Source organism: Aquihabitans sp. G128 (assembly GCF_019048865.1).
Classification (GTDB): Bacteria; Actinomycetota; Acidimicrobiia; order Acidimicrobiales; family Iamiaceae; genus Aquihabitans.
This window is the reverse complement of record NZ_CP077604.1, coordinates 613,213-632,225: the sequence shown is the minus strand read 5'-3', so window position 1 is coordinate 632,225 and position 19,013 is coordinate 613,213. Positions and strand designations below refer to the sequence as shown.

Here is a 19,013-nt window from a genome sequence, read left to right as displayed (position 1 = left end):
CCGGCGCCGGCTGGCCGGGCCACCGGGCCCGGCTGGCAGGATGGGCCCATGCGCCGCACCATCTTCACCGACGAGCACGAGATGTTCCGGGCCGCCTTCCGGCAGTTCGTCGACAAGGAGATCGTGCCCCACCACCTCCAGTGGGAGACCGACGGGATCGTGCCCCGCGAGCTCTTCTCGGCCGCCGGCGCCTCCGGCTTCCTCGGCACCGACGTGCCGGAGGCCTACGGAGGCGGCGGCGTGGAGGACTTCACCTACAACCTCATCATCGGCGAGGAGCTGCAGCGCGCCGGCACCGGCGGCGCCGGCCTGGGCATCACGCTGCACAACGACATCTGCCTGCCGTACTTCCTCTCGCTCTGCACCGACGAGCAGAAGGAGCGGTGGCTCCCGGGCATCGTCTCCGGGGACCTGATCACCGCCGTCGCCATGACCGAGCCCGGCATCGGCTCGGACCTCGCCTCCATGGGCACCACGGCCATCCGGGACGGCGACGCCTACGTGGTCAACGGCTCGAAGACGTTCATCACCAACGGCATCAACGCCGACCTGGTGATCACCGCGGTCAAGACCGACCCGACGCAACGCCACAAGGGCATGAGCCTGGTCATCCTCGAGCGCGGCATGGAGGGCTTCGAGCGCGGTCGCAACCTGGAGAAGGTCGGGCTGCACAGCCAGGACACCGCCGAGCTGTTCTTCACCGACGTCCAGGTGCCGGTGGCCAACCTGCTCGGCACCGAGGGCCAGGGCTTCGTGCACCTGGTGCACAACCTGCCCCAGGAGCGGCTGTCGATCGCCGCCAGCGCGGTGGCCGCCGCCGAGGCTGCGCTCGGCTGGACGCTCGAGTACGTGAAGGACCGGACGGCGTTCGGCCAGCCGGTCGGCGCCTTCCAGAACAGCCGGTTCAGGCTGGCCGAGCTGCGCACCGAGATCGACATCGCCCAGGTGTTCGTCGACCGCTGCATCGAGGCGCTCAACGTCGGCGAGCTCACCGCCGAGGAGGCCGCCGAGGCGAAGTGGTGGTGCACGGAGCTGCAGAAGCGCACCGTCGACACCTGCGTCCAGCTCCACGGCGGCTACGGCTACATGCTCGAGTACCCCATCGCCCGGGCCTACACCGACGCCCGGATCACCACCATCTACGGCGGCACCACCGAGATCATGAAGGAGATCATCGGGCGCTCCCTGGGCGTCTGAGGCCCCTCGCCTGCCGAGTACTCGCTGCACCGAGGTGGGCGCGCCGTCGTAGCGTTCGGCGCATGGACCAGACGCCCACCGCCTCCCCCACCCCCGTCGCCCGGCCCGCCGGGGCGGTCGAGGCGGTGCCCGCCGCCGACCCCCAGGCCGCCCTCGCCCACTTCCGGGCCAAGCTGGCCTTCGAGACCGACCCTGCCGACCTGCACGCCGACCTCGCCGCCGGCGTGGGCGGGCTGGTGGTCGTCGACGGCCGCCGGCCCGGCGGCTACGCCGAGGCCCACCTCCCCGGCGCCGTGAACCTCCCGCACGCCACCATCGACGCCGCCACCACGGCCGACCTGGACCCGGCTGCCCTCTACGTCACGTACTGCTGGGGCCCCGCCTGCAACGCCTCCACCCGCACCGCGGCCAACCTGGCCGCCCTCGGGTTCCGGGTCAAGGAGCTCATCGGCGGCCTCTCGGCGTGGCAGGCCGAGGGCTTCCCGGTCGAGGGCTCCCGTGCGGGCGAGGGCCCGGTGTCGGAGGTCGGCTGCGCCTGCTGACGGTGGCCCTGGTCCGGCGGCCCAGGCGTCGGGGTATGTTGCGTCCGCAATGACCGTTCCCGAGCCGCCGACGGGCGCCGACCACCCGTTCTTCGACGAGGCCGTCGCCCGGCGCCTGCTCGACGACGGCACCGTGCTCTTCGCCGCCCTCGCCGACGACGGGACCATCCGGTGGATGAGCGAGTCGAGCGCCTTCCTGCTCGGCACGGCGTCGGCGGACCTGCTGGGGCGCAACGCGCTGGAGATCCTCCACGAGGACGACCACGAGATCGTCATCGAGACCATGGCCGAGGCGGCCCGCGGCGCCGAGGACCGCATCCGGGTGGCCCTCCGCCTCCGGCACGCCCGCGACGGCTGGATCAGCCTCGAGTTCGGGGGCATCGACCTCCGCGAGCCCGACGGCACGGGCCTGTTCCTGGTGTGGGGCAGCCCGCACGAGGCGACCGGCCGGCTGCTGGGCTTCCTCAACCTGCTCCTGGCCGGCGCCGACCTCGACGACCTGCTGGCCCAGGTGGCCGTCTGGCACGACGACACCATGCCCGGCACCCGCACCACGATCCTGGTCCGAGAGCCCGACGGCGGCTACCGGAACCGAGCCCGCTCGGCGTCGCTGCCGGCCGAGCTGGCCGTGGAGCTGCCGCCGACGCGCGCCGACGACGCCGACACCCCGTGGGGACGAGCCGTCCACAGCGCCGCCACCGAGGTGGAGGTCGACCTCGATCGCCTGCCGCCATCGGTGGCCGCCGCTGCCGCCGCGGGCGACCTCCGTGCCGTGTGGGCCGTGCCGGTCACCACGCCCGGCCAGCCCCACCCGTCGGCCGTCGTCGTCTCTTGGCGATCCCGCCCGGGCCCGATGCTGGCGACCCACCGCCGCCAGGTCGAGAACACCCTGCAGATCATGCGCCTGGCCATCGAGTGGTCGACCGCCCAGCGCGACCTGGTGGCCGCGGCCACCACCGACTCGCTCACCGGGCTGGCCAACCGCACCCAGCTCGAGAGCCGGGTCGACGAGGACCGCTCGGCGCTGGCCGCCGTGCTCTTCGTCGACCTCGACGACTTCAAGGCGGTGAACGACCACCACGGCCACCAGGTCGGCGATCGCATCCTCACCGAGGCGGCGCGCCGGATGGAGGGCGCCGTGCGGGCCACCGACCTGCTGGTGCGCCTCGGCGGCGACGAGTTCGCCGTGTGGTGCGCAGACCTCGACGAGCCCAGCACCGCCGAGCGCGTGGCCGAACGGCTGGTGGCCACCATGGACGTCCCGATCGAGGTCGACGGCCACGCCCACCACATCGGCTGCAGCGTCGGCGTGGCGCTGGTGGCCGCCGACGACCCCCAGGCGGGCGACCTCGCCCACCTCCTCACCGCCGCCGACCGCGCCCTCTACCGCGCCAAGCGCGCCGGCAAGGGCCGCTGGGTCACCGTCGACCACACCCCACCCCTCCCCTTCACCTAGCGCTGGTCGCCGGGCCTGGTCGCTGGCAGCGTGGTCAGGCGCCGTCGGCGGAGCGAGGCAGGGTGAGGGTGAAGGTCGATCCGGGACGGCCGCGCCGGTACATGATGTCGCCGCCGTGCGCCCGGGCGGTGCCGCGAGCCAGGTAGAGCCCGAGCCCGGACCCCGGGTGGGCGGCATCGGCCCGCCCGTACTTGCGGTAGATCAGGCCCAGGTCCGCTTCGTCGACCCCGGGCCCGTCGTCGGAGACCGACACCTCCGCCCACTCCCCGACCACGTCGACGCGGATGACGACCGGTGAGCCGGGGCGGACGAACTTCGCCGCGTTCGAGACCAGGTTGGCGACGACCTGCGCGATCCTCGTCGGGTCGGCGTCGACCAGCGCCGGGAGGTCGGCGCGCTGCACCTCGAGCGGGACGCGGACGATCGACCGGAGGTCGACGACGGTCGCCTCGACCAGATCGGCGAGGTCGAGCACCTCGGCATCGAGCTCCAGCCGACCGTGGTCGATGAGGCGCACGTCCTCGAGGTTGCCGAGGAGGTGGTTGATGCGCTCCGTCGCCTTGCGGATGCTGGTGGCGATCATCGCCTGCTCCTCGTCGTCGCCCGCTTCGAGCAGGGACGCGTAGCCCATGGCCACGGTGAGCGGGGTGCGGATCTCGTGGGCCAGCGAGCGGAGCACGGCATCGAGCTCCTCGACCTCGCCCGTCGATGCCGGTCGGCGACCGGGGGACGCCTCGTCGAGCTGGCGCGCGGCCTCCACCGCCCCACGGCCGAACACCGTCCGGGGACGCAGCACGAGCTTGAGGAACTCGTCGCCGGCCACGGCGGTGCTCCACAGGTAGCCCTGGCCGAACTCGCACCCCAGGCGGTGCAGCTCCTCGCGCTGGCGCTCGTTCTCGACGCCCTCGGCCACCACCTGGAGGTCCAGGGCTTCGGCCACGCGGATCGTGGCGAACACGATCGCCGAGTCCTCCGGGCTGTCCGGGAGCCCGGCAACCAGCGACAGGTCGACCTTGATCAGGTCCAACGGGAAGCGCTTCAGGTGGAGGAGCGACGTGTGGCCGGTGCCGTAGTCGTCCGCGGCGAGCTGCACCCCCTGCATCTTCAGCACCGCCAGCTGGCGCGCCGACCAGGCCGGATCCTCCACCAGGACCGACTCGGCGATCTCGAGCGTGAGTCGCGACGGCGCCAGGTCGGCGGCGGCCAGGGCCTGGGCGACCAGGTACGCGGTGTTGCGGTCACGGAACTGCTCGGCGGAGAGGTTCACGGCGATCGAGAGCGTGCGCTCGGGCAGGAAGCGCTGCCAGCGAGCCGCCTCGTCGCACGCGACGGCGAGCACCTGGCGGCCCAGCTCGGGGGCGAGGCCACAGCGCTCCGCGGCGTCGAAGGCCTCCAGCGGAGCCACCGGCACCCCGTTCGCATCGGTGAGCCGCAGCAACGCCTCGGCACCGACCACGGTGCCGTCGTCGAGCCGGGTGATCGCCTGGTACGCGAGCGGGATGGGCCCGCCGGCGACGGCTCGACGGACGAGGTGGTCGAGGTCGTCCCGGCGCCGCTGGTCGACATCCATCGCCTGGTCGTAGGCGCGAGACGTCCCCTGCTGGCGCTTGGCGTGCTGGAGCGCGGTGTCGGCGCGGCGCAGGACCTCCTCCGGCCCGGGGCTCGGGTGGCCGCCGAGCGAGATGCCGGCCGACGAGCGCAGCACCCACTCGCCCCCATCGGCCTCGAAGGGGCCGCGGATGGCGGCACGGAGGTCGTCGGCGAACCGCAGGCCGCTGCCGGTGCCGCGCAGGTGCGAGCAGGTCACCGCCAGGCCGCCGGCCGACAGCCGTCCGACGCGGTCGCCGTCGTGCACCGCGCCGCGGAGGGACCGCGCGGCCGCCCGGACCAGCTGCTCCACCACGAGCCCGCCGCCGGCCCGCTGGATCCGAGGCAGGTCGTCGACCTCGAGGAGGACGAGGGTCAGGGTCCCGCCGCCCTCCCGGTCCGCCACCTCGGCGAGGTCCGACGCCAAGGTCGCGCTGAAGGCACGGTTCGACGCCAGCCCGGTGACGGGGTCCACCCACGCATCGTCGTCCGCCGGGCCAGGCGGCTGGGATCGCAGCCGGGCCGAGACGTCGACGGTGGACGTGATCACCGCCGCCACCTCACCGCCGACGTACAGCGGCGCCGCGGTGACCTGGGCGGCGAACGGTCCGCCCGTGCGGGTGGTGATCGTGAGGTCACCGGCCCACGACCCGCCGGCGACGACGGCTTCGACGATGTCCGCGACCTGTGCCGCCGTCAGGTCGGCCGGTCCGACCTCGGTGATGTGGTGGCCCTGCGCCTCGGCGTTCGTCCAGCCGTAGAGGCGCTCCGCCGCCCCGTTGAGGTGGGTCACGAAGCCGTGCGGGTCGAGCGCGAGCACGGCCTCGCCGACCGCATCGAGCATCGCGGTGCGCGCCCGCACGACCTCGTCGACGGTGAGGGCCGCGGCCTCGTCGACCATCGAGCGGGCCCTGCTCCACCCGGACGGCCCGACCATCGAGAGCTCGGCCGGCGCACCGGCGGGCCGCGCCTCGGCCTGGGCCTCCTCCAGCGCCACCCGCACGTCGTCGGGAGCCGTGACGGTGCGCCACGCCACCCCGACGACCAGCGTCACCTGCTGGGCGCCCACCTGGTACGGCGCCGAGCATCGCCGCCGGAGCCGCTCGCACAGGCCGGCGACCTCGTGGGGATCGAGCGAGGGCGCCACCACCACGAGCTGCTCGGCGCTGAGCCGGCAGACCACGTCGGAGGTCCGCACCGTGCGGTGGAGCCGAGCCACCACCTGGGCGACGAGCTGGTCGACCGCCGGCGCGCCGATGCCGGCCACCGCCCCAGGGATCGCCGCGAGGTCGACGACGACCAGCGTGGCGAGGCCGACGCTGGACTGGCGGGCGAGCAGGGCGATCGCTGATCCCCGATCCGGCAGCCCCGTCCGCCGGTCGATCCCCGCCATGTCGGCGAGCTGCGCTTCCAGCTGCTTGCGCGCGTGGATGTCGGCCAGGATCACGACGGCCCCGCCACCCGACTCCGATGGCGCCGCCGAGGCCCGCACCTGCACCCACTGGTCGGCCAACGGCCCGACGAGGCAGCAGTCGGCCTCGAACAGGGCGCGATCGCCGGCCAGCACCCGTCGCAACTGGGGAGCGATCGCCGCCCCGCCGCCGGAGAGGGCGCCCACGAGGTCCTCGCCGACGCCGACCACGGTGGCCCCGTCGGCCGGCGGGGGCGCACCGGCCATCAGGTCCACCACGAGCTGCCAGGCGTCGTTCACGGCGAGCACCTCGCCCGACGGGTCGACGATGGCCGCCGGGGCGGCGACTGCATCGAAGGCGCGCGAACGACGGTGGAGCGAGCTCCAGGGAGCGGGGGGGCACCTCCCCATCTTCGACGTCCGGGCCGCGAACACCCACCCCGATGGTCGTGCGATCCGCCACAACCCCCCGGACGGGGTCCGCGCCCGACCCGGGACCGCCTCCGTCCGGTCCCGCCCGGCGGCAGGTCCTCAGGTCTGGCGCTGCGAGGCCGATGGATCGGGGCCTTCCGGCCGCCGCACCATGACGAACGACCCGACGACCTCGAACTCGAGCAACGAGCCCCGCCACGTCCTCGTGGTGGAGGACGACGTGCCGTTGCTGCACATGGCGTCGAAGATCCTCGAACGGGCCGGCTACCGGGTGACCCAGGCCCGCACCGCCGAGGAGGCCCTGCTCGCGGTCCGGCCGCCCGCCCGCTTCCACCTCTTGTTCACCGACGTCGTGATGCCGGGCCGCACCGGCCTCGAGCTCGCGTCGCTCCTGCGCGCCAACCACCCGACGCTCGGGATCCTCCTCACCACCGGCCAGTTCGACGCCGAGGTCCGTCGATCCGTGGAACGCTCCGGCCACCACGTGCTCCGCAAGCCGTACACCGCCCAGGACCTCTGCGACGCCGCCCTGGTGGCGATGTCCACGCCGGACGTCGACGGGCCGGCCACGTGAGGGCGCTGCTCGTCGAGGACGATCCGGACATCGCCTCCATGGTGCGCACGCTCCTGGGCCGCGAGGGCCACGTGGTGGAGGTCGCCGGCTCCGGCGACGAGGGCCTGTGGATGGCCACCGAGTTCGACTTCGACGTCATCGTCCTCGACTGGGGCCTGCCCACCCGCGACGGCATCTCGGTCTGCCAGGAGCTCCGCACCCGCGGCCGCTGGGCGCCGATACTGATGCTCACCGGCAACAGCGCGGTCGACCAGCGCGTGACCGGCCTGCGAGCCGGCGCCGACGACTACCTCACGAAGCCGTTCGCCGCCGCCGAGCTGTCGGCCCGGATCGAGGCCCTCACCCGACGAGCCCCCCCAGGAGCGCCCGACGGTGCTCACCGTCGGCGACCTGACCCTCGACCCCGCCACCAGGGCCGTGGCGCGCGGTGGCGAACCGATCGCGCTGCGGCCGAAGGAGCACGCCCTCCTCGAGCTGTTCATGCGCCGCCCCGGCGAGGTGCTCGAGCGCGCCGAGATCCTCGACAAGGTCTGGGACCTCCACTTCGACGGCATGTCGAACGTCGTCGACTCCCACGTGAAGTCGCTGCGGAGCAAGATCGGCAAGGACAAGATCGAGACCGTCTGGCGCGTCGGCTACCGCCTCCTCCCCTAGCCGGACCGCCACCGACAGCCCCTTCGCCGAAGGCGGCAACGAGACGTCTGGAGCCGACGGAGGAGGCCCGGGCACAACCCCTTCGCCGAAGGCGAGCGGGCCCCGAGCGGGCCCGGGCGCCGCGAAGCAAGCCCGAGAGCGGGAAGGACAGCTCCCCGAGCCGCCAGGCGAGGGCCAACGGTGCGCGGCGATCCCGCCAGGCGCGACGACCCGGGTGGCACAGAGATCGCTCGGGACCTGCGAAGGCGGCAGGAGCCGCCAGGCGACTACCGCCTGAGGAGGTCCCGAGCGATGTGGGTGATCTGGATCTCGTCGGTGCCGGCGACCGCCGAAGGCGGCAACGAGACGTCTGGAGCCGACGGAGGAGGCCCGGGCACAACCCCTTCGCCGAAGGCGAGCGGGCCCCGAGCGGGCCCGGGCGCCGCGAAGCAAGCCCGAGAGCGGGAAGGACAGCTCCCCGAGCCGCCAGGCGAGGGCCAACGGTGCGCGGCGATCCCGCCAGGCGCGACGACCCGGGTGGCACAGAGATCGCTCGGGACCTGCGAAGGCGGCAGGAGCCGCCAGGCGACTACCGCCTGAGGAGGTCCCGAGCGATGTGGGTGATCTGGATCTCGTCGGTGCCGGCGTAGATCTGGAGGACCTTGGCGTCGCGGGCGAGCTGCTCGACGCGGAACTCGCTCATGTAGCCGTTGCCGCCGAAGACCTGGACCGCTTCGAGGGCGACCTCGGTGGCGGCACGGGCGGAGTAGAGCTTCATGGCCGACGCCTCGGCGAGGGTCATGGAGTGGCCGGCGGCCGACATCTCGATGGTGCGGAACACCAGGTTCTCGACGTTGAGGCGGGCCACCTCCATGCGGGCCAGCTTGTCCTGGATGAGCTGGAAGTTGCCGATGGGCTCGCCGAACTGCACCCGGTCCTTGGCGTACTGGACCGAGAGGCTCAGGCACTCCTCGATGATGCCGAGGCTCATGGCGGCCACGCCGGAGCGCTCCTGCATGAAGGTGGCCTTGGCGCCCTCGCGGCCGCCCTTGGCGACGTCCTCGCTCTCGCCGACGAGGCGGTCGATGCCCACGCGCACGTCGTCGAGGAACAGCTCGCCGGTGGGCGAGGAGTGCATGCCCATCTTGCGCAGCGGCTTGGACTGCTCCAGGCCGGGGGTGCCCTTGTCGAGCACGAACGATAGGATCTTGCGGTCCTTGGGGTCGTTCCCCTCGTCGAGCTTGCAGATGTAGACGATGGTGTCGGCGTAGGGGCCGTTGGTGATGAAGGTCTTCGAGCCGCTGAGGACGTACTCGTCGCCGTCCTTGCGGGCCGTGGCCTTCATGGAGCCGAACGCGCCGGAGCCGGAGCCGGGCTCGGTGATGGCCCAGGCGCCCACCTTGTCCATGGTGAGCAGGTCCGGGACCCAGCGCTCCTTCTGGCGGATGGTGCCCTTCGAGCTGATGGCGGCCGAGGTGAGGCCCATGCTCACGCCCATGGCGGTGACCATGCCCGGGCACACCTTGCACAGCTCGATGATCGGGATGAGGGTCAGCGACGACGCGCCGCCGTCGCCGTCGCGCTTGGGCTTCTCCGGCGCGGCCTCGCCCTTCTCGGCGGCCTCGGACACCAGCGTCTCGAACGCGATCTGCTTGGCGAAGCGCTCGCGCGCCGCGGCGTCCATGCCGAACTCCTTGAACATCTTGCGGAGCACGTCGTAGGGCGGGGTGTCGCCGTGCTCGAACTCCTCGATGCGGGGCCGGATCTCCTTGTCGATGAACTGCCGGACGGCGCCTCGCACCATCTCCTGCTCGTCGGTCCACTGGTACACGGGGCCACCTCCGGTAGGCCGACCAACCCCTGGCCGGCACGTGGATGCCACGCTACCCGGCGACTTGACCGCTCGGTCAAGTTCGGGAGCCCGCTCCAGCAGCGCCCGTTCCCGCCGACAAGGATGTCCTGATGGGACGCAAGGCCAACCGACGTGCGCTCCGCGAGGCGCTCGAGAGCGGCCACCCCGTGCTGGCCCGGCGCAACCTCTGGAAGGCCGACCACCTCGAGGGCTTCGTGGTCGGCGTCGACGGCCAGTGGGCCCTGCTGCACCTCGTCTACGACGTCGGGCTGAACGGCTGGTCGGCCATCCGCCTCGACACGGTCCGCGAGGTGGAGACCCAGGGCGACGACGCGTTCATCACCCGGGCGCTCGGCTGGGCCGGGGAGGAGCCCGAGGCGGTCGACCTCGACACCGGTTCGATCGAGGACCTGTTGCACAGCGCCGCCACGCAGTTCCCCCCTGGTCACGCTGTACACCGAGGCGGCCGACCCCACCGTGTGCGCCATCGGCCGGCCGGTCCGGATCGGGGCCAAGAGCGTCACCTTCCTCGACGTCTCGAGCGCCGCCGAGTGGGCCGACGACACCCGGAGCATCCGGTTGGACGACATCACCCGGATCGACGTGGGCGCCCACTACGAGACGGTCCTGCACCACCTGGCCGGCTACCCGCCGGTCCCCTCCTGAGCCCCTACGTAGTCCCGGCCCGCAGGTGACGTAGCGCGCCACGATGCGCCGAGCGGCCCTCCCGTGGTCAGGTGTCGGTGCTCTCCCCCCGGCCTGAGCACCCGGGCGGTTCGGGGACCCGCGTCCCCGGCGGGACCGCTCGGGAGCTCGGTTGCCGGCGCCACCCTGCGCGCCGGTCCACCCCGGCCCCGGTGCCCCGGACCTCCATCACGGAGCCCGGGGCCGGGGTCCCCCTCGCCAGCGCCGCGCTCGGGATGGTCCGAGCTAGCGACCGGCCCCGGCGAGCGCCGGGCCCAGCTGGTCCCGGCTGGTGATGCCCAGCTTCTGGTACGCCCGCTGGAGGTGGGTCTCGACGGTGCGCACCGACAGGACGAGCTCCTCGGCGATGTCCCGGTTCGAGCGACCCGCCCCGGCCAGCGCCGCCACCTGCTGCTCGCGCCCCGACAGCACCGGCGGCTCGTCGCGCACCCGCGTGGCCGGCGTGGCCGGCGAGCCGCAGCGGCCCAGCAGCGCCGCGGCGCGGTGAGCCGCAGCCGCCGCAGCCCGGCGGTCGCCCCGGTGCTCCAGGTGGTCGGCGGCGACCATGGCGGCCTCGGCGGCACCGAGGTCGAAGCCCACCCGCTCGAGCGCATCGGCCGCCACGAGCAGCGCCCCGGGGTCCTCGGCCGCCAGGGCGTCGACCAGCAGCACCTGGGCGTGGGCGAGGTCGCCCTCCACCAGCGCCGCGAGGCGCCGCACCTCGTCCTGCACCCCGACGACCCCGCCCACGCGAGCGACGTCGGCCAGGGCGTGCAGCGCCGGGTAGTGGTGGCCGACGGCGCCGTGCACCTCGGCCGCCCGCCGGAGCAGGGCTCTCGCCCCGTCGTGGTCGCCACGGGCGGCGCGGATCCAGCCCTGGGCCACCAGCCGGACGCCATCGTCGCCGAAGAGCCCGCCGGACGACTCGACCTCGTCGACCGAGGCCAGCACGGCCTCGGCTTCGTCCGGGCGGCCGGCGACGGCCAGGGCCCGGGCCAGGTCGTTGGCCGCCAGCCGCTCGGCGGGCCGGTGGCCGACCTCCGCCAGGAGGGCCCGGGCCTCGGTGCACCAGCGGGCCGCGGCGCCGGCGTGGCCCTTGCTGATCAGCAGGCCGCCTCGAGCCCAGGCGAACCAGGCCTGGCGGTGCCGGGCACCGTCGGCCACCGCCTCGTCGTAGCGGCGGCGGGTGAGGGCCATCGCCTCGTCCAGCCGCCCGAGCATGCCCAGCGCCGCGCAGCGCGACAGCTCCACCAGCATGGGGTCGGAGCCGGTGGCCCGCCCGGCCCGCTCGGCCCGGTCGCAGGCGGCCAGCGCCACCGAACCCTGGCCGGTGGCGGTCGCCCCGGTGGCGACGGCGAAGCAGGCCAGGCGCAGCGTGTCGTCGCGCAGGTCGTCCAGGAGCGGCTCGAGGAGGCTGAGCGCGGCGACCGACTCGCCGAGCGAGTGCAGGAGGAGGCCGCGCTTGGCCACCAGGTCCACGAGGAGGGCGGGATCGGCCACCTGGGCCTCGACGGCCTCGATGGCGGCGATCGCCGTCCGGGCTGCGTCGGAGAAGAAGACGAGGAGCTCGGCACGCGCCGCCACGGCGGCCACCCGCTCGGCATCGCCGCGAGCACCCGCGACCAGCGCCGCGAGCGCGGCATCGGCCTCGGCGGCCCGGCCCTGCTGGGCCACGCCTCGCGCCACCAGGATCTCGGCCTCGATGCCGGCCCCCTCGGCCACCGCGATCCGTGCCAGGCGCTCGGTCAGGGCGGCATCGAAGGTGCGCCACGCCTCCTGGGCGGCGACGAGTGCTTCGCCGGGCGCGAGGGCGCCCCCGGCATCGAGCCGGAGCCGCACCGCCTGGAGCAGGTCTCGCCGGCCGCCCTGGCCGCTGCCGACGAGCGCGTCGATCGCCCCCGCCACCTCGACCTGCAGGCGTCGCCGCCGCAGCAGCGGGACCTCGTGGGCCAGCACCTCGCCCACCACCGGCACCGCCACGCGCACCCGGGTCCGGCGTCGGGCGTCGGTGGCCGCCACGACGAGCCCGTCAGTCTCCAGCTGCTCGACGACCTCCGGTCCGACGAGCGCCGCCGCCGGCTCCACCCGCAGGGGCCCGGCGATCGCGAGCAGCTCGAAGCGCGGCCCGGGCCTCGGGCCCGATCCCCCGGAGGCGGTGGCCGACGAGCTCCACGAAGGCCGGCCCGAGCGGCACGTCGCCCACCAGCCGCCAGACGCCGCCGGCCGACCGGAGGTCGCCCGAGACCAGCGCCGCCTCGACGAGCGCCCGCAACAACGCCAGGTCGCCGCCCGCCCGGGTCACGAGGGACTGCCGCGAGCCTCCGTCGACCGGCCCCTCGAGCCGGGCCTCCACGAGCTCCCCCTCGTGGCGGCATCGAGCGCCGGCAGGTCGAGGCGGACCAGGTCGCCGTCTCGCCACCGGGCGGCGAGGGCGACGGGCAGGGGGCCGCCGGCGAGCGAGGCGACCAGGACGAAGGCCTCGGGGTGGCCCACCAGATGGGCGATGGCCGACGCCGATCCAGCGTCGAGCAGCTCGGCGTCGTCGACCAGGAACGCGGTCGCCGACGAGGGCCGCAGGGCGGCCACCACCGAGCGGGCAGCGTCGGGCCCGTCGCCGACCGGACCAGCCAGCAGGGGCGCCACCGCGGCGTACGGGAGCCCGGCGGCCCCGGCCGCCCCTGACACCCGCACGACGGCTCGGCCGCGACTCGCCAGGCGAGCGCCCACCTCGGCCAGGAACCGCGTCCGGCCCGCTCCGGCCGGCAGTACCAAGAGGAACCCGGCGCCGCCTGCCCGCTCCGCCTCCAGCACGCGCCAGGTCGGCGTCTCGCCCGGCGAACGGCCAGGTCAGGGGCCCGCGCCCTGGATCCTCCACCCGCAGATCCTGCCACGGGCCACCCGTGGTCCGGCCACCGCCCATTGGGGGCCGCCACCTCGGGTTTCGTAGGCTCCCCCGACAGACCTGCCGCTCGTCACTGGAGACCCGATGCGCAACCCGAAGGACTTCTTCCGCCCCCTCGCCGCCGGTGCGCCGGAGCCGATCCGGGAGATCCCCTTCCGCCCGTCGCGGATGATCCACTTCTTCGACCCGAGCAACGAGAAGATGGCGGCCAAGGTCCCGGACCTGGCGAAGAAGGTCGACATCATCCTCGGCAACCTCGAGGACGCCATCAAGGCGGAGAACAAGGAAGCCGCTCGGCTCGGGCTGGTGAAGATCGCCCAGAGCACCGACTTCGGCGACACCCAGCTCTGGACCCGGGTGAACAGCCTCGACTCCCCCTGGGTGCTCGACGACCTCACCACGCTGGTGACCGAGATCGGCGACAAGATCGACGTGATCATGGTCCCGAAGGTCGAGGGCGCCGAGGACATCCACTACGTCGACCGCCTCCTCGCCCAGCTCGAGGCCCGGGCCGGCATCAAGAAGCCCATCCTCGTGCACGCCCTGCTCGAGACCGCCCGTGGCGTGGCCAACGTCGAGGAGATCTGCTCGGCCAGCCCCCGCATGCAGGGCCTGTCGCTCGGCCCCGCCGACCTCGCCGCCGACCGCCGCATGAAGACCACCCGCGTGGGCGGCGGCCACCCGGGCTACCTGGTGCGCCAGGACCCGATCGACGGCGACATCGAGGGCCAGCGCACCACCTACCAGCAGGACCTCTGGCACTACACCATCGCCCGCATGGTCGATGCCTGCCAGGCCAACGGCATCTTCGCCTTCTACGGCCCGTTCGGCGACATCAAGGACGTCGTTGCGTGCGAAGACCAGTTCCGCAACGCCTTCCTCCTCGGCTGCGTGGGCGCCTGGAGCCTCCACCCGGTCCAGATCGACATCGCCAAGCGGGTGTTCTCGCCCGAGCCGGCCGACGTCGCCCACGCCCTCCACGTCATCGAGGAGATGGGCGACGGCACCGGCGCCGTCATGATCGACGGGAAGATGGAGGACGACGCCTCGGTCAAGCAGTGCCACGTCATGGTCGACCTGGCCAAGCAGCTCTCGGCCCGGGACCCGGAGCTCGCCGCCACCTACGGCTTCGCCGACGCCTGACGCGCCTGCCGCCCCGCCGACCCGCTCCTGTCCACGACGACCGCACGAACCCGAGACGAGCCATGACCGACCAGATCCTCCCCCGCCGTTCCGTCCTCTACATGCCCGGCGCCAACGAGCGCGCCCTCGAGAAGGCCAAGGGCCTGGCCGCCGACGCGCTGATCCTCGACCTCGAGGACGCCGTCGCCCCCGATGCCAAGGCCGAGGCCCGCAAGCGCGTCTGCGCCGCTGCCTCGTCGGGCGAGTACGGGAGCAAGGAGGTGGCCATCCGGGTCAACGGGCTCACCACCCAGTGGCACGCCGAGGACATCGCGGCGGCCGCCAAGGCCGGCCCGGCCGCGGTGGTGGTGCCAAAGGTCGACTCCGTCGAGGACGTCCACGCCATCGAGCGCGGTCTCGAGGCCGGCGGCGCACCCGACCACACCAAGATCTGGGCCATGGTCGAGACCCCGGTGGCCATGCTCCACGCCGAGGCCATCGCTGCCGCGTCCGAGCGGCTCACCGTCCTGGTCATGGGCACCAACGACCTCGCCAAGGAGCTCCACGCCGAGCACGTGCCCGGCCGCCAGCCGCTGCTGACCGGCCTCGGCCTGTGCCTGCTGGCTGCCCGGGCCACCGGCAAGGTCATCCTCGACGGCGTCTACAACGACATCAAGGACCCGGAAGGCTTCGAGGCCGAGTGCCTCCAGGGCCGCCAGCTGGGCTTCGACGGCAAGACGCTGATCCACCCCAGCCAGATCGACCCCGCCAACGCCGTCTGGGCACCGACCCCCGAGGCCGTCGAGGACGCCGCCGCCCTGATCGCCACGTTCGAGGCCGCCATCGCCGAGGGCAAGGGCGTCGTCACCCACAACGGCCGCATGATCGAGAACCTCCACGTCGACAACGCCCGCCGCATCCTCGCCGTCGCCGAGGCCATCGCCGCCCGCTGACCTGCAGGCCGCGCCACCCGGCGACTGCTCGGGAGCTCGCTGGCTGTTCACCCGTCCGGGGGAGTTCGACGGGGACCGGGTCGGGGGTACCTTTCGGCTCGATGGTGCCCCCGGGCGGGCGGCACGAAGGGGGCGGGACCATGGCTGCACGACGTCGGTCGACGGTGCGACGGATCGTGACGGTGGCCGCGCTGGCCGCCGCCACGCTGGTGTTGGCGGGACCGGCTGCGGCCGACCCGGCCCCCGTCTGGACCCCGCCGACCGGAGCCGTGCCCGCCACGCCCAGCTCGTTCTACGTCGAGTCCACCTACGGCGGGTCCATCGTCGGCGATCGGTCGCTGACCTACACCGACCAGGACACCGACTTCGTGGTGCGCTACCAGGACGACTGGGCGTACGTCGTCATCCAGGGCCGGCAGGTCTGGACGGTCTCCCTCCACCTCCCGGACGCGCCGCGCATCACCCCCGGGACCTACGAGCTCCCGAGGGGCCACACCCCTGCGCAGCCGAACGGCTTCGACTTCAGCGGCGAGGGGCGGGGGTGCAGCTCCAGCACCAGCCGGGTCGCCGTGGACCGCGCCGACTACGACGGGCCGGAGCTGACGCACCTCGCCCTGCGCTTCGAGCACAGCTGCGCAGCCGACCTGGCGAAGGGCGAGCGGGGCGCCCTGGTGCTCGATCGCACGGCCGCCGTGCCGCCCGCGCCGAACCCGACCACGCCGCCGGCGGACCTCTGGTCGCCTCCCGTCGGCGCGGTCCCGGACACCGGCAACCACATCTACGCCGAGGGCGTCGAGGCCGGTGGCACCCCGATCGTGGTGGAGGACTCGACCCAGCGTCGGGTCAGCGGCAGCGGCAGCGACGGGCCAGGTCGGGTCCGCGCCCGCTTCTCCGGCGATGCGGCCGACGGCCGTCGGATCTCCGTGTGGCTCCTGGCGAGCACCCGCGCCACCGCCCTCGTCCCCGGGTTCTACGGGGGCCTGGAGGGCCCAGGGCTGGGCGACCCGGTCCGAGGGGGCATCGACGTCACGGTCGGCGGCGCCGCCTGCGATGCGGAGCCCGGCAGCTGGTACTCGATCGACGAGGTCGCCCGGGTCGGCTCGCGGATCACCCGCATCGCGGCGCGCTTCACCCGGGTCTGCACCCTCCGCGCCGGCGAGGGGCCGGTCACGATCCGAGGCCAGGTGTCGTGGACCTCGGAGCCGACGATCACCGCCGTGCGCCCGCAGCACGGTCCGCGGCGCGGCGGCACCGAGGTGACGCTGCAGGGAGACCAGCTGGACGAGGTGACGGGGCTGAGCCTGGGCGGCATCGCCGTGCCGTTCACCCGCGACGCCAACGGGCTGCTCCACCTCACCACCCCTCCGCTGCCGACCGGCTACCACCTCTTCGACGTGACCACCGCCGACGGCGTGCTCCCCCAGGTGGGCGACGACGGCTTCGACGTGTCGGGCAACGCCCCGCTGGCGGCCACCGACGTGACGGTCGAGCCGCTCGCCGGTGCCGCCACGGTCAGCTGGACGCCGCCGACCGACCTCGGCGACGGGCCGCTCCTGGGCGCGTACGTCCTCGTGTACGACACCAGCAACCCGAACTTCGACCCGGACGACGGCGACGCGAACCAGCGCGGGTGGTTCGAGGCGCCGTCGGCGGCCGATGGCGTGGCCGTGGTCGACGGCCTCGACCCCGGCATCGAGTACCGGGCCCTCGTGAGCTACTGGAACGAATTCGGGACCGGGCCGATGACGGCCTCGGCGCCGTTCACCGTCAGCGAGCCCGACGTCACGCCGTTCGACGGGGTGCCCGCGTTCGTGGTCCAGCAGTACGTGGACTTCACCGGTCGGGCCCCGACCACCACCGAGCGGACCTTCGTGACGGCGATGCTGCGCAGCGGTCGCACCACCCCGAGCGCGTGGGTGGCGTCGATGCGGAACCGGGCCGAGTGGGGCGGGGTGCGGGCCTCGGTGATCCGGCTCTACGACGCCTACTTCGACCGGCTGCCCGACACCAACGGCCTCGCCTACTGGGCGAACAAGCGCAAGGCCGGCGCCACCACGGGCGCCGTCGCCGCCGGCTTCGCCGGCGCCCCCGAGTTCAAGGCCAGGTACGGCACGCTCACCAACGCCGCCTTCGTCGACCTCGTCTACCGCAACGTCCTCGGCCGCAAGCCCGACACCGCCGGCCGTGCCTACTGGCTCGGCAAGCTCGATCGCGGCGCCAGCCGCAGCGCCATCATGGTCGGCTTCTCCGAGTCACCCGAGCACCAGAAGCTCCTCCAGCCCACCGTCGACGCCACCCTCCTCTACACCGGCATGCTCCGCCGCGTCCCCACCACCACCGAGGTCACCACCGCCGGCCGAACCGCCGGCGCTGCCTTGCCGACCGCCGCCGCGACGAACGCCGCCGGCCCGGCCGACCCCACGGCCATCGCCCGCACCCTCCTCCACTCCCCGGCCTACGCCAACCGCTTCTGAGCAGCGGCCACCGAGCGTGAGACCAGGGCGCTCACCCGCTCGGAGGGTCTTGCGGCGGCGCGTACCGGGCACGTAGCCCCGCCATGGACCTCTTCGCCGCCAGCACCTCCGGGCCCATCGCCCTCGCCGCCATGCTGGCGGTCACGGGCCTGGTGGCGGCGATCGGGCGCAGCGCCCAGGTTCGCACCGAGCGACGGCCGGCCCTCGTGCCGGTGCCGACCCGGCACCGCCGCCGATGAGCGCCCGCACCCGCCGCTCGCTCCGCAGCCGTTGGCGCACCTGCCCCACCTGCGGGGTCGAGCGCCGCCGCGGCGCCCCCCACCCGTGCATCGGCTGGCCCGACGCCGAGGCGATCCGCGAGTTCGGCGCCGAGACGCCGGCATCCGAACCTCGAACTTGACCCGGCCGACGCCGGAGACCGATCCTGCCGGAGCCCCAGCCTAGGAACGGGACGGCCAGTGGCGGTCGTCCAGCTCTCGTGATCGCTCGAACCGTTCGAGGAGGCCGGGGCGGGACGGCGGCAGGACCTGGCGAACCCGACCCACGGACCGGACCGGTCGGAACGGGCCGGTGAACGTGATCCAGCGGTCGTCATCGTGCCCTCCCGCGAAGATCGCACAGACGGGCACCTGCGCGAGGCGTCCTGCCGCAAACCCCGACACCTCCACCCACCCGATCGTCGAGCCCGTCTCCGCGTCGGTCAGGTGGTACCAGTGCCCCGTCGGCGTGTAGCGGATCGGTAGGAAGTACCAGCGCCCCGAGAACCGCCGAACGTCCCGCCGGTCGTCGAGGAAGACGTATCGGCCCCGCCCCGACCCGAGGGCCCATGCCCGCAGACCGACCTCCCCCGCTCGGTACGTCGACGCCGCGGCAGCGAGGAGCAGCCACCCGGCCCCGGGTCCGGCCCCAGCGTGCGGGCCGCGAGTGAGGACCGAGGTGAGGCAGGCGATGGCGATGGCCACGAAGACGCTGGCGACCGCCCAGGCTCGGGCGCGGACGACGGGCCCGACGCGATCGGGAGGGTGGACATCGGCGCTCGCCTGCCCCGCGGGATCGTGGGCGATCGACGGCCCAGCCGCCGTCCGGCTCGGTCCGTCGTCGGGTTCGTCCTGCTCGAAGCCGATGATCCGGCCCGTTCGCTGGTCCCGCACCTCCCGCACCTCCCGAGCTTGGCACCTGATCCCTCCCACCTCC

Annotated in this window: 15 protein-coding genes and 1 pseudogene; 11 read left to right on the top strand and 5 right to left on the bottom strand. The window is 73.9% G+C overall.

The features are described 5' to 3' along the window. Positions 1-48: 48 nt before the first annotated feature. The 3 genes from KSP35_RS02890 (at position 49) to KSP35_RS02880 (ending at position 3,195) form a co-directional block, all read left to right on the top strand. Positions 49-1,197, top strand: coding sequence for an acyl-CoA dehydrogenase family protein (locus KSP35_RS02890; RefSeq protein WP_216998768.1), 1,149 nt, complete (start codon positions 49-51; stop codon positions 1,195-1,197). A gap of 62 nt (positions 1,198-1,259) precedes the next feature. Beyond that, positions 1,260-1,739 (top strand): rhodanese-like domain-containing protein, encoded by a 480-nt coding sequence (locus KSP35_RS02885; protein WP_216998766.1) that lies wholly within the window; start codon positions 1,260-1,262, stop codon positions 1,737-1,739. Positions 1,740-1,788: 49 nt separating this feature from the next. Next, on the top strand, positions 1,789-3,195 hold the full coding sequence (locus KSP35_RS02880) for a GGDEF domain-containing protein (RefSeq protein ID WP_216998764.1): 1,407 nt from the start codon (positions 1,789-1,791) through the stop codon (positions 3,193-3,195). A gap of 34 nt (positions 3,196-3,229) precedes the next feature. On the opposite strand, the gene KSP35_RS02875 is transcribed toward KSP35_RS02880, so the two are convergent. Next, positions 3,230-6,493, bottom strand: coding sequence for an EAL domain-containing protein (locus tag KSP35_RS02875; protein ID WP_254126951.1), 3,264 nt, complete (start codon positions 6,491-6,493; stop codon positions 3,230-3,232). 283 nt (positions 6,494-6,776) lie between these two features. Between KSP35_RS02875 and KSP35_RS02870 the strand changes: the two genes are divergently transcribed. From KSP35_RS02870 to KSP35_RS02860, 3 genes and pseudogenes are all read left to right on the top strand, one after another. Beyond that, entirely contained in the window at positions 6,777-7,199 is a 423-nt protein-coding gene (locus KSP35_RS02870) for a response regulator (protein WP_216998760.1), read from the top strand. Between the two features lie 38 nt (positions 7,200-7,237). Further along, positions 7,238-7,471 (top strand): annotated as a pseudogene (locus KSP35_RS25475) (response regulator); the annotation flags it as partial. A 100-nt stretch (positions 7,472-7,571) separates the two neighbouring features. Then, entirely contained in the window at positions 7,572-7,853 is a 282-nt protein-coding gene (locus KSP35_RS02860; RefSeq protein ID WP_216998758.1) for a winged helix-turn-helix domain-containing protein, read from the top strand. Between the two features lie 568 nt (positions 7,854-8,421). Here the strand turns inward: KSP35_RS02860 and KSP35_RS02855 are convergent. Beyond that, a complete protein-coding gene (locus tag KSP35_RS02855; RefSeq protein ID WP_216998756.1) occupies positions 8,422-9,663 on the bottom strand; it encodes an acyl-CoA dehydrogenase family protein in 1,242 nt (413 codons plus the stop codon). A gap of 498 nt (positions 9,664-10,161) precedes the next feature. Between KSP35_RS02855 and KSP35_RS02850 the strand changes: the two genes are divergently transcribed. Beyond that, the gene (locus tag KSP35_RS02850; protein ID WP_216998754.1) at positions 10,162-10,350 is read left to right on the top strand and encodes a hypothetical protein; all 189 of its coding nucleotides are present in this window, start codon (positions 10,162-10,164) and stop codon (positions 10,348-10,350) included. Positions 10,351-10,614: 264 nt separating this feature from the next. On the opposite strand, the gene KSP35_RS02845 is transcribed toward KSP35_RS02850, so the two are convergent. Genes KSP35_RS02845 through KSP35_RS02835 form a run of 3 tightly spaced genes read right to left on the bottom strand, consistent with a single transcriptional unit; the run spans position 10,615 to position 13,011 of the window. Beyond that, positions 10,615-12,387, bottom strand: coding sequence for a LuxR family transcriptional regulator (locus tag KSP35_RS02845; RefSeq protein WP_216998752.1), 1,773 nt, complete (start codon positions 12,385-12,387; stop codon positions 10,615-10,617). 10 nt (positions 12,388-12,397) lie between these two features. Beyond that, the gene (locus KSP35_RS02840) at positions 12,398-12,670 is read right to left on the bottom strand and encodes a hypothetical protein (protein WP_216998750.1); all 273 of its coding nucleotides are present in this window, start codon (positions 12,668-12,670) and stop codon (positions 12,398-12,400) included. Then, positions 12,667-13,011, bottom strand: coding sequence for a hypothetical protein (locus KSP35_RS02835; RefSeq protein WP_216998748.1), 345 nt, complete (start codon positions 13,009-13,011; stop codon positions 12,667-12,669). Before KSP35_RS02835 ends, KSP35_RS02840 begins: the two co-directional genes overlap by 4 nt. 343 nt (positions 13,012-13,354) lie before the next feature. Between KSP35_RS02835 and KSP35_RS02830 the strand changes: the two genes are divergently transcribed. From KSP35_RS02830 to KSP35_RS02815, 4 genes are all read left to right on the top strand, one after another. After that, entirely contained in the window at positions 13,355-14,413 is a 1,059-nt protein-coding gene (locus KSP35_RS02830; protein WP_216998746.1) for a CoA ester lyase, read from the top strand. Between the two features lie 62 nt (positions 14,414-14,475). Beyond that, entirely contained in the window at positions 14,476-15,345 is an 870-nt protein-coding gene (locus KSP35_RS02825; RefSeq protein ID WP_216998744.1) for a CoA ester lyase, read from the top strand. A gap of 140 nt (positions 15,346-15,485) precedes the next feature. Next, positions 15,486-17,819, top strand: a complete 2,334-nt coding sequence (locus KSP35_RS02820; RefSeq protein WP_216998742.1) for a DUF4214 domain-containing protein — start codon at positions 15,486-15,488, stop codon at positions 17,817-17,819. Positions 17,820-17,902: 83 nt separating this feature from the next. Next, positions 17,903-18,058 carry a hypothetical protein gene (locus tag KSP35_RS02815; RefSeq protein ID WP_216998740.1) on the top strand — a complete coding sequence of 52 codons (156 nt, stop codon included), beginning with the start codon at positions 17,903-17,905 and terminating at the stop codon, positions 18,056-18,058. The last annotated feature ends 955 nt before the right edge of the window (positions 18,059-19,013 follow it).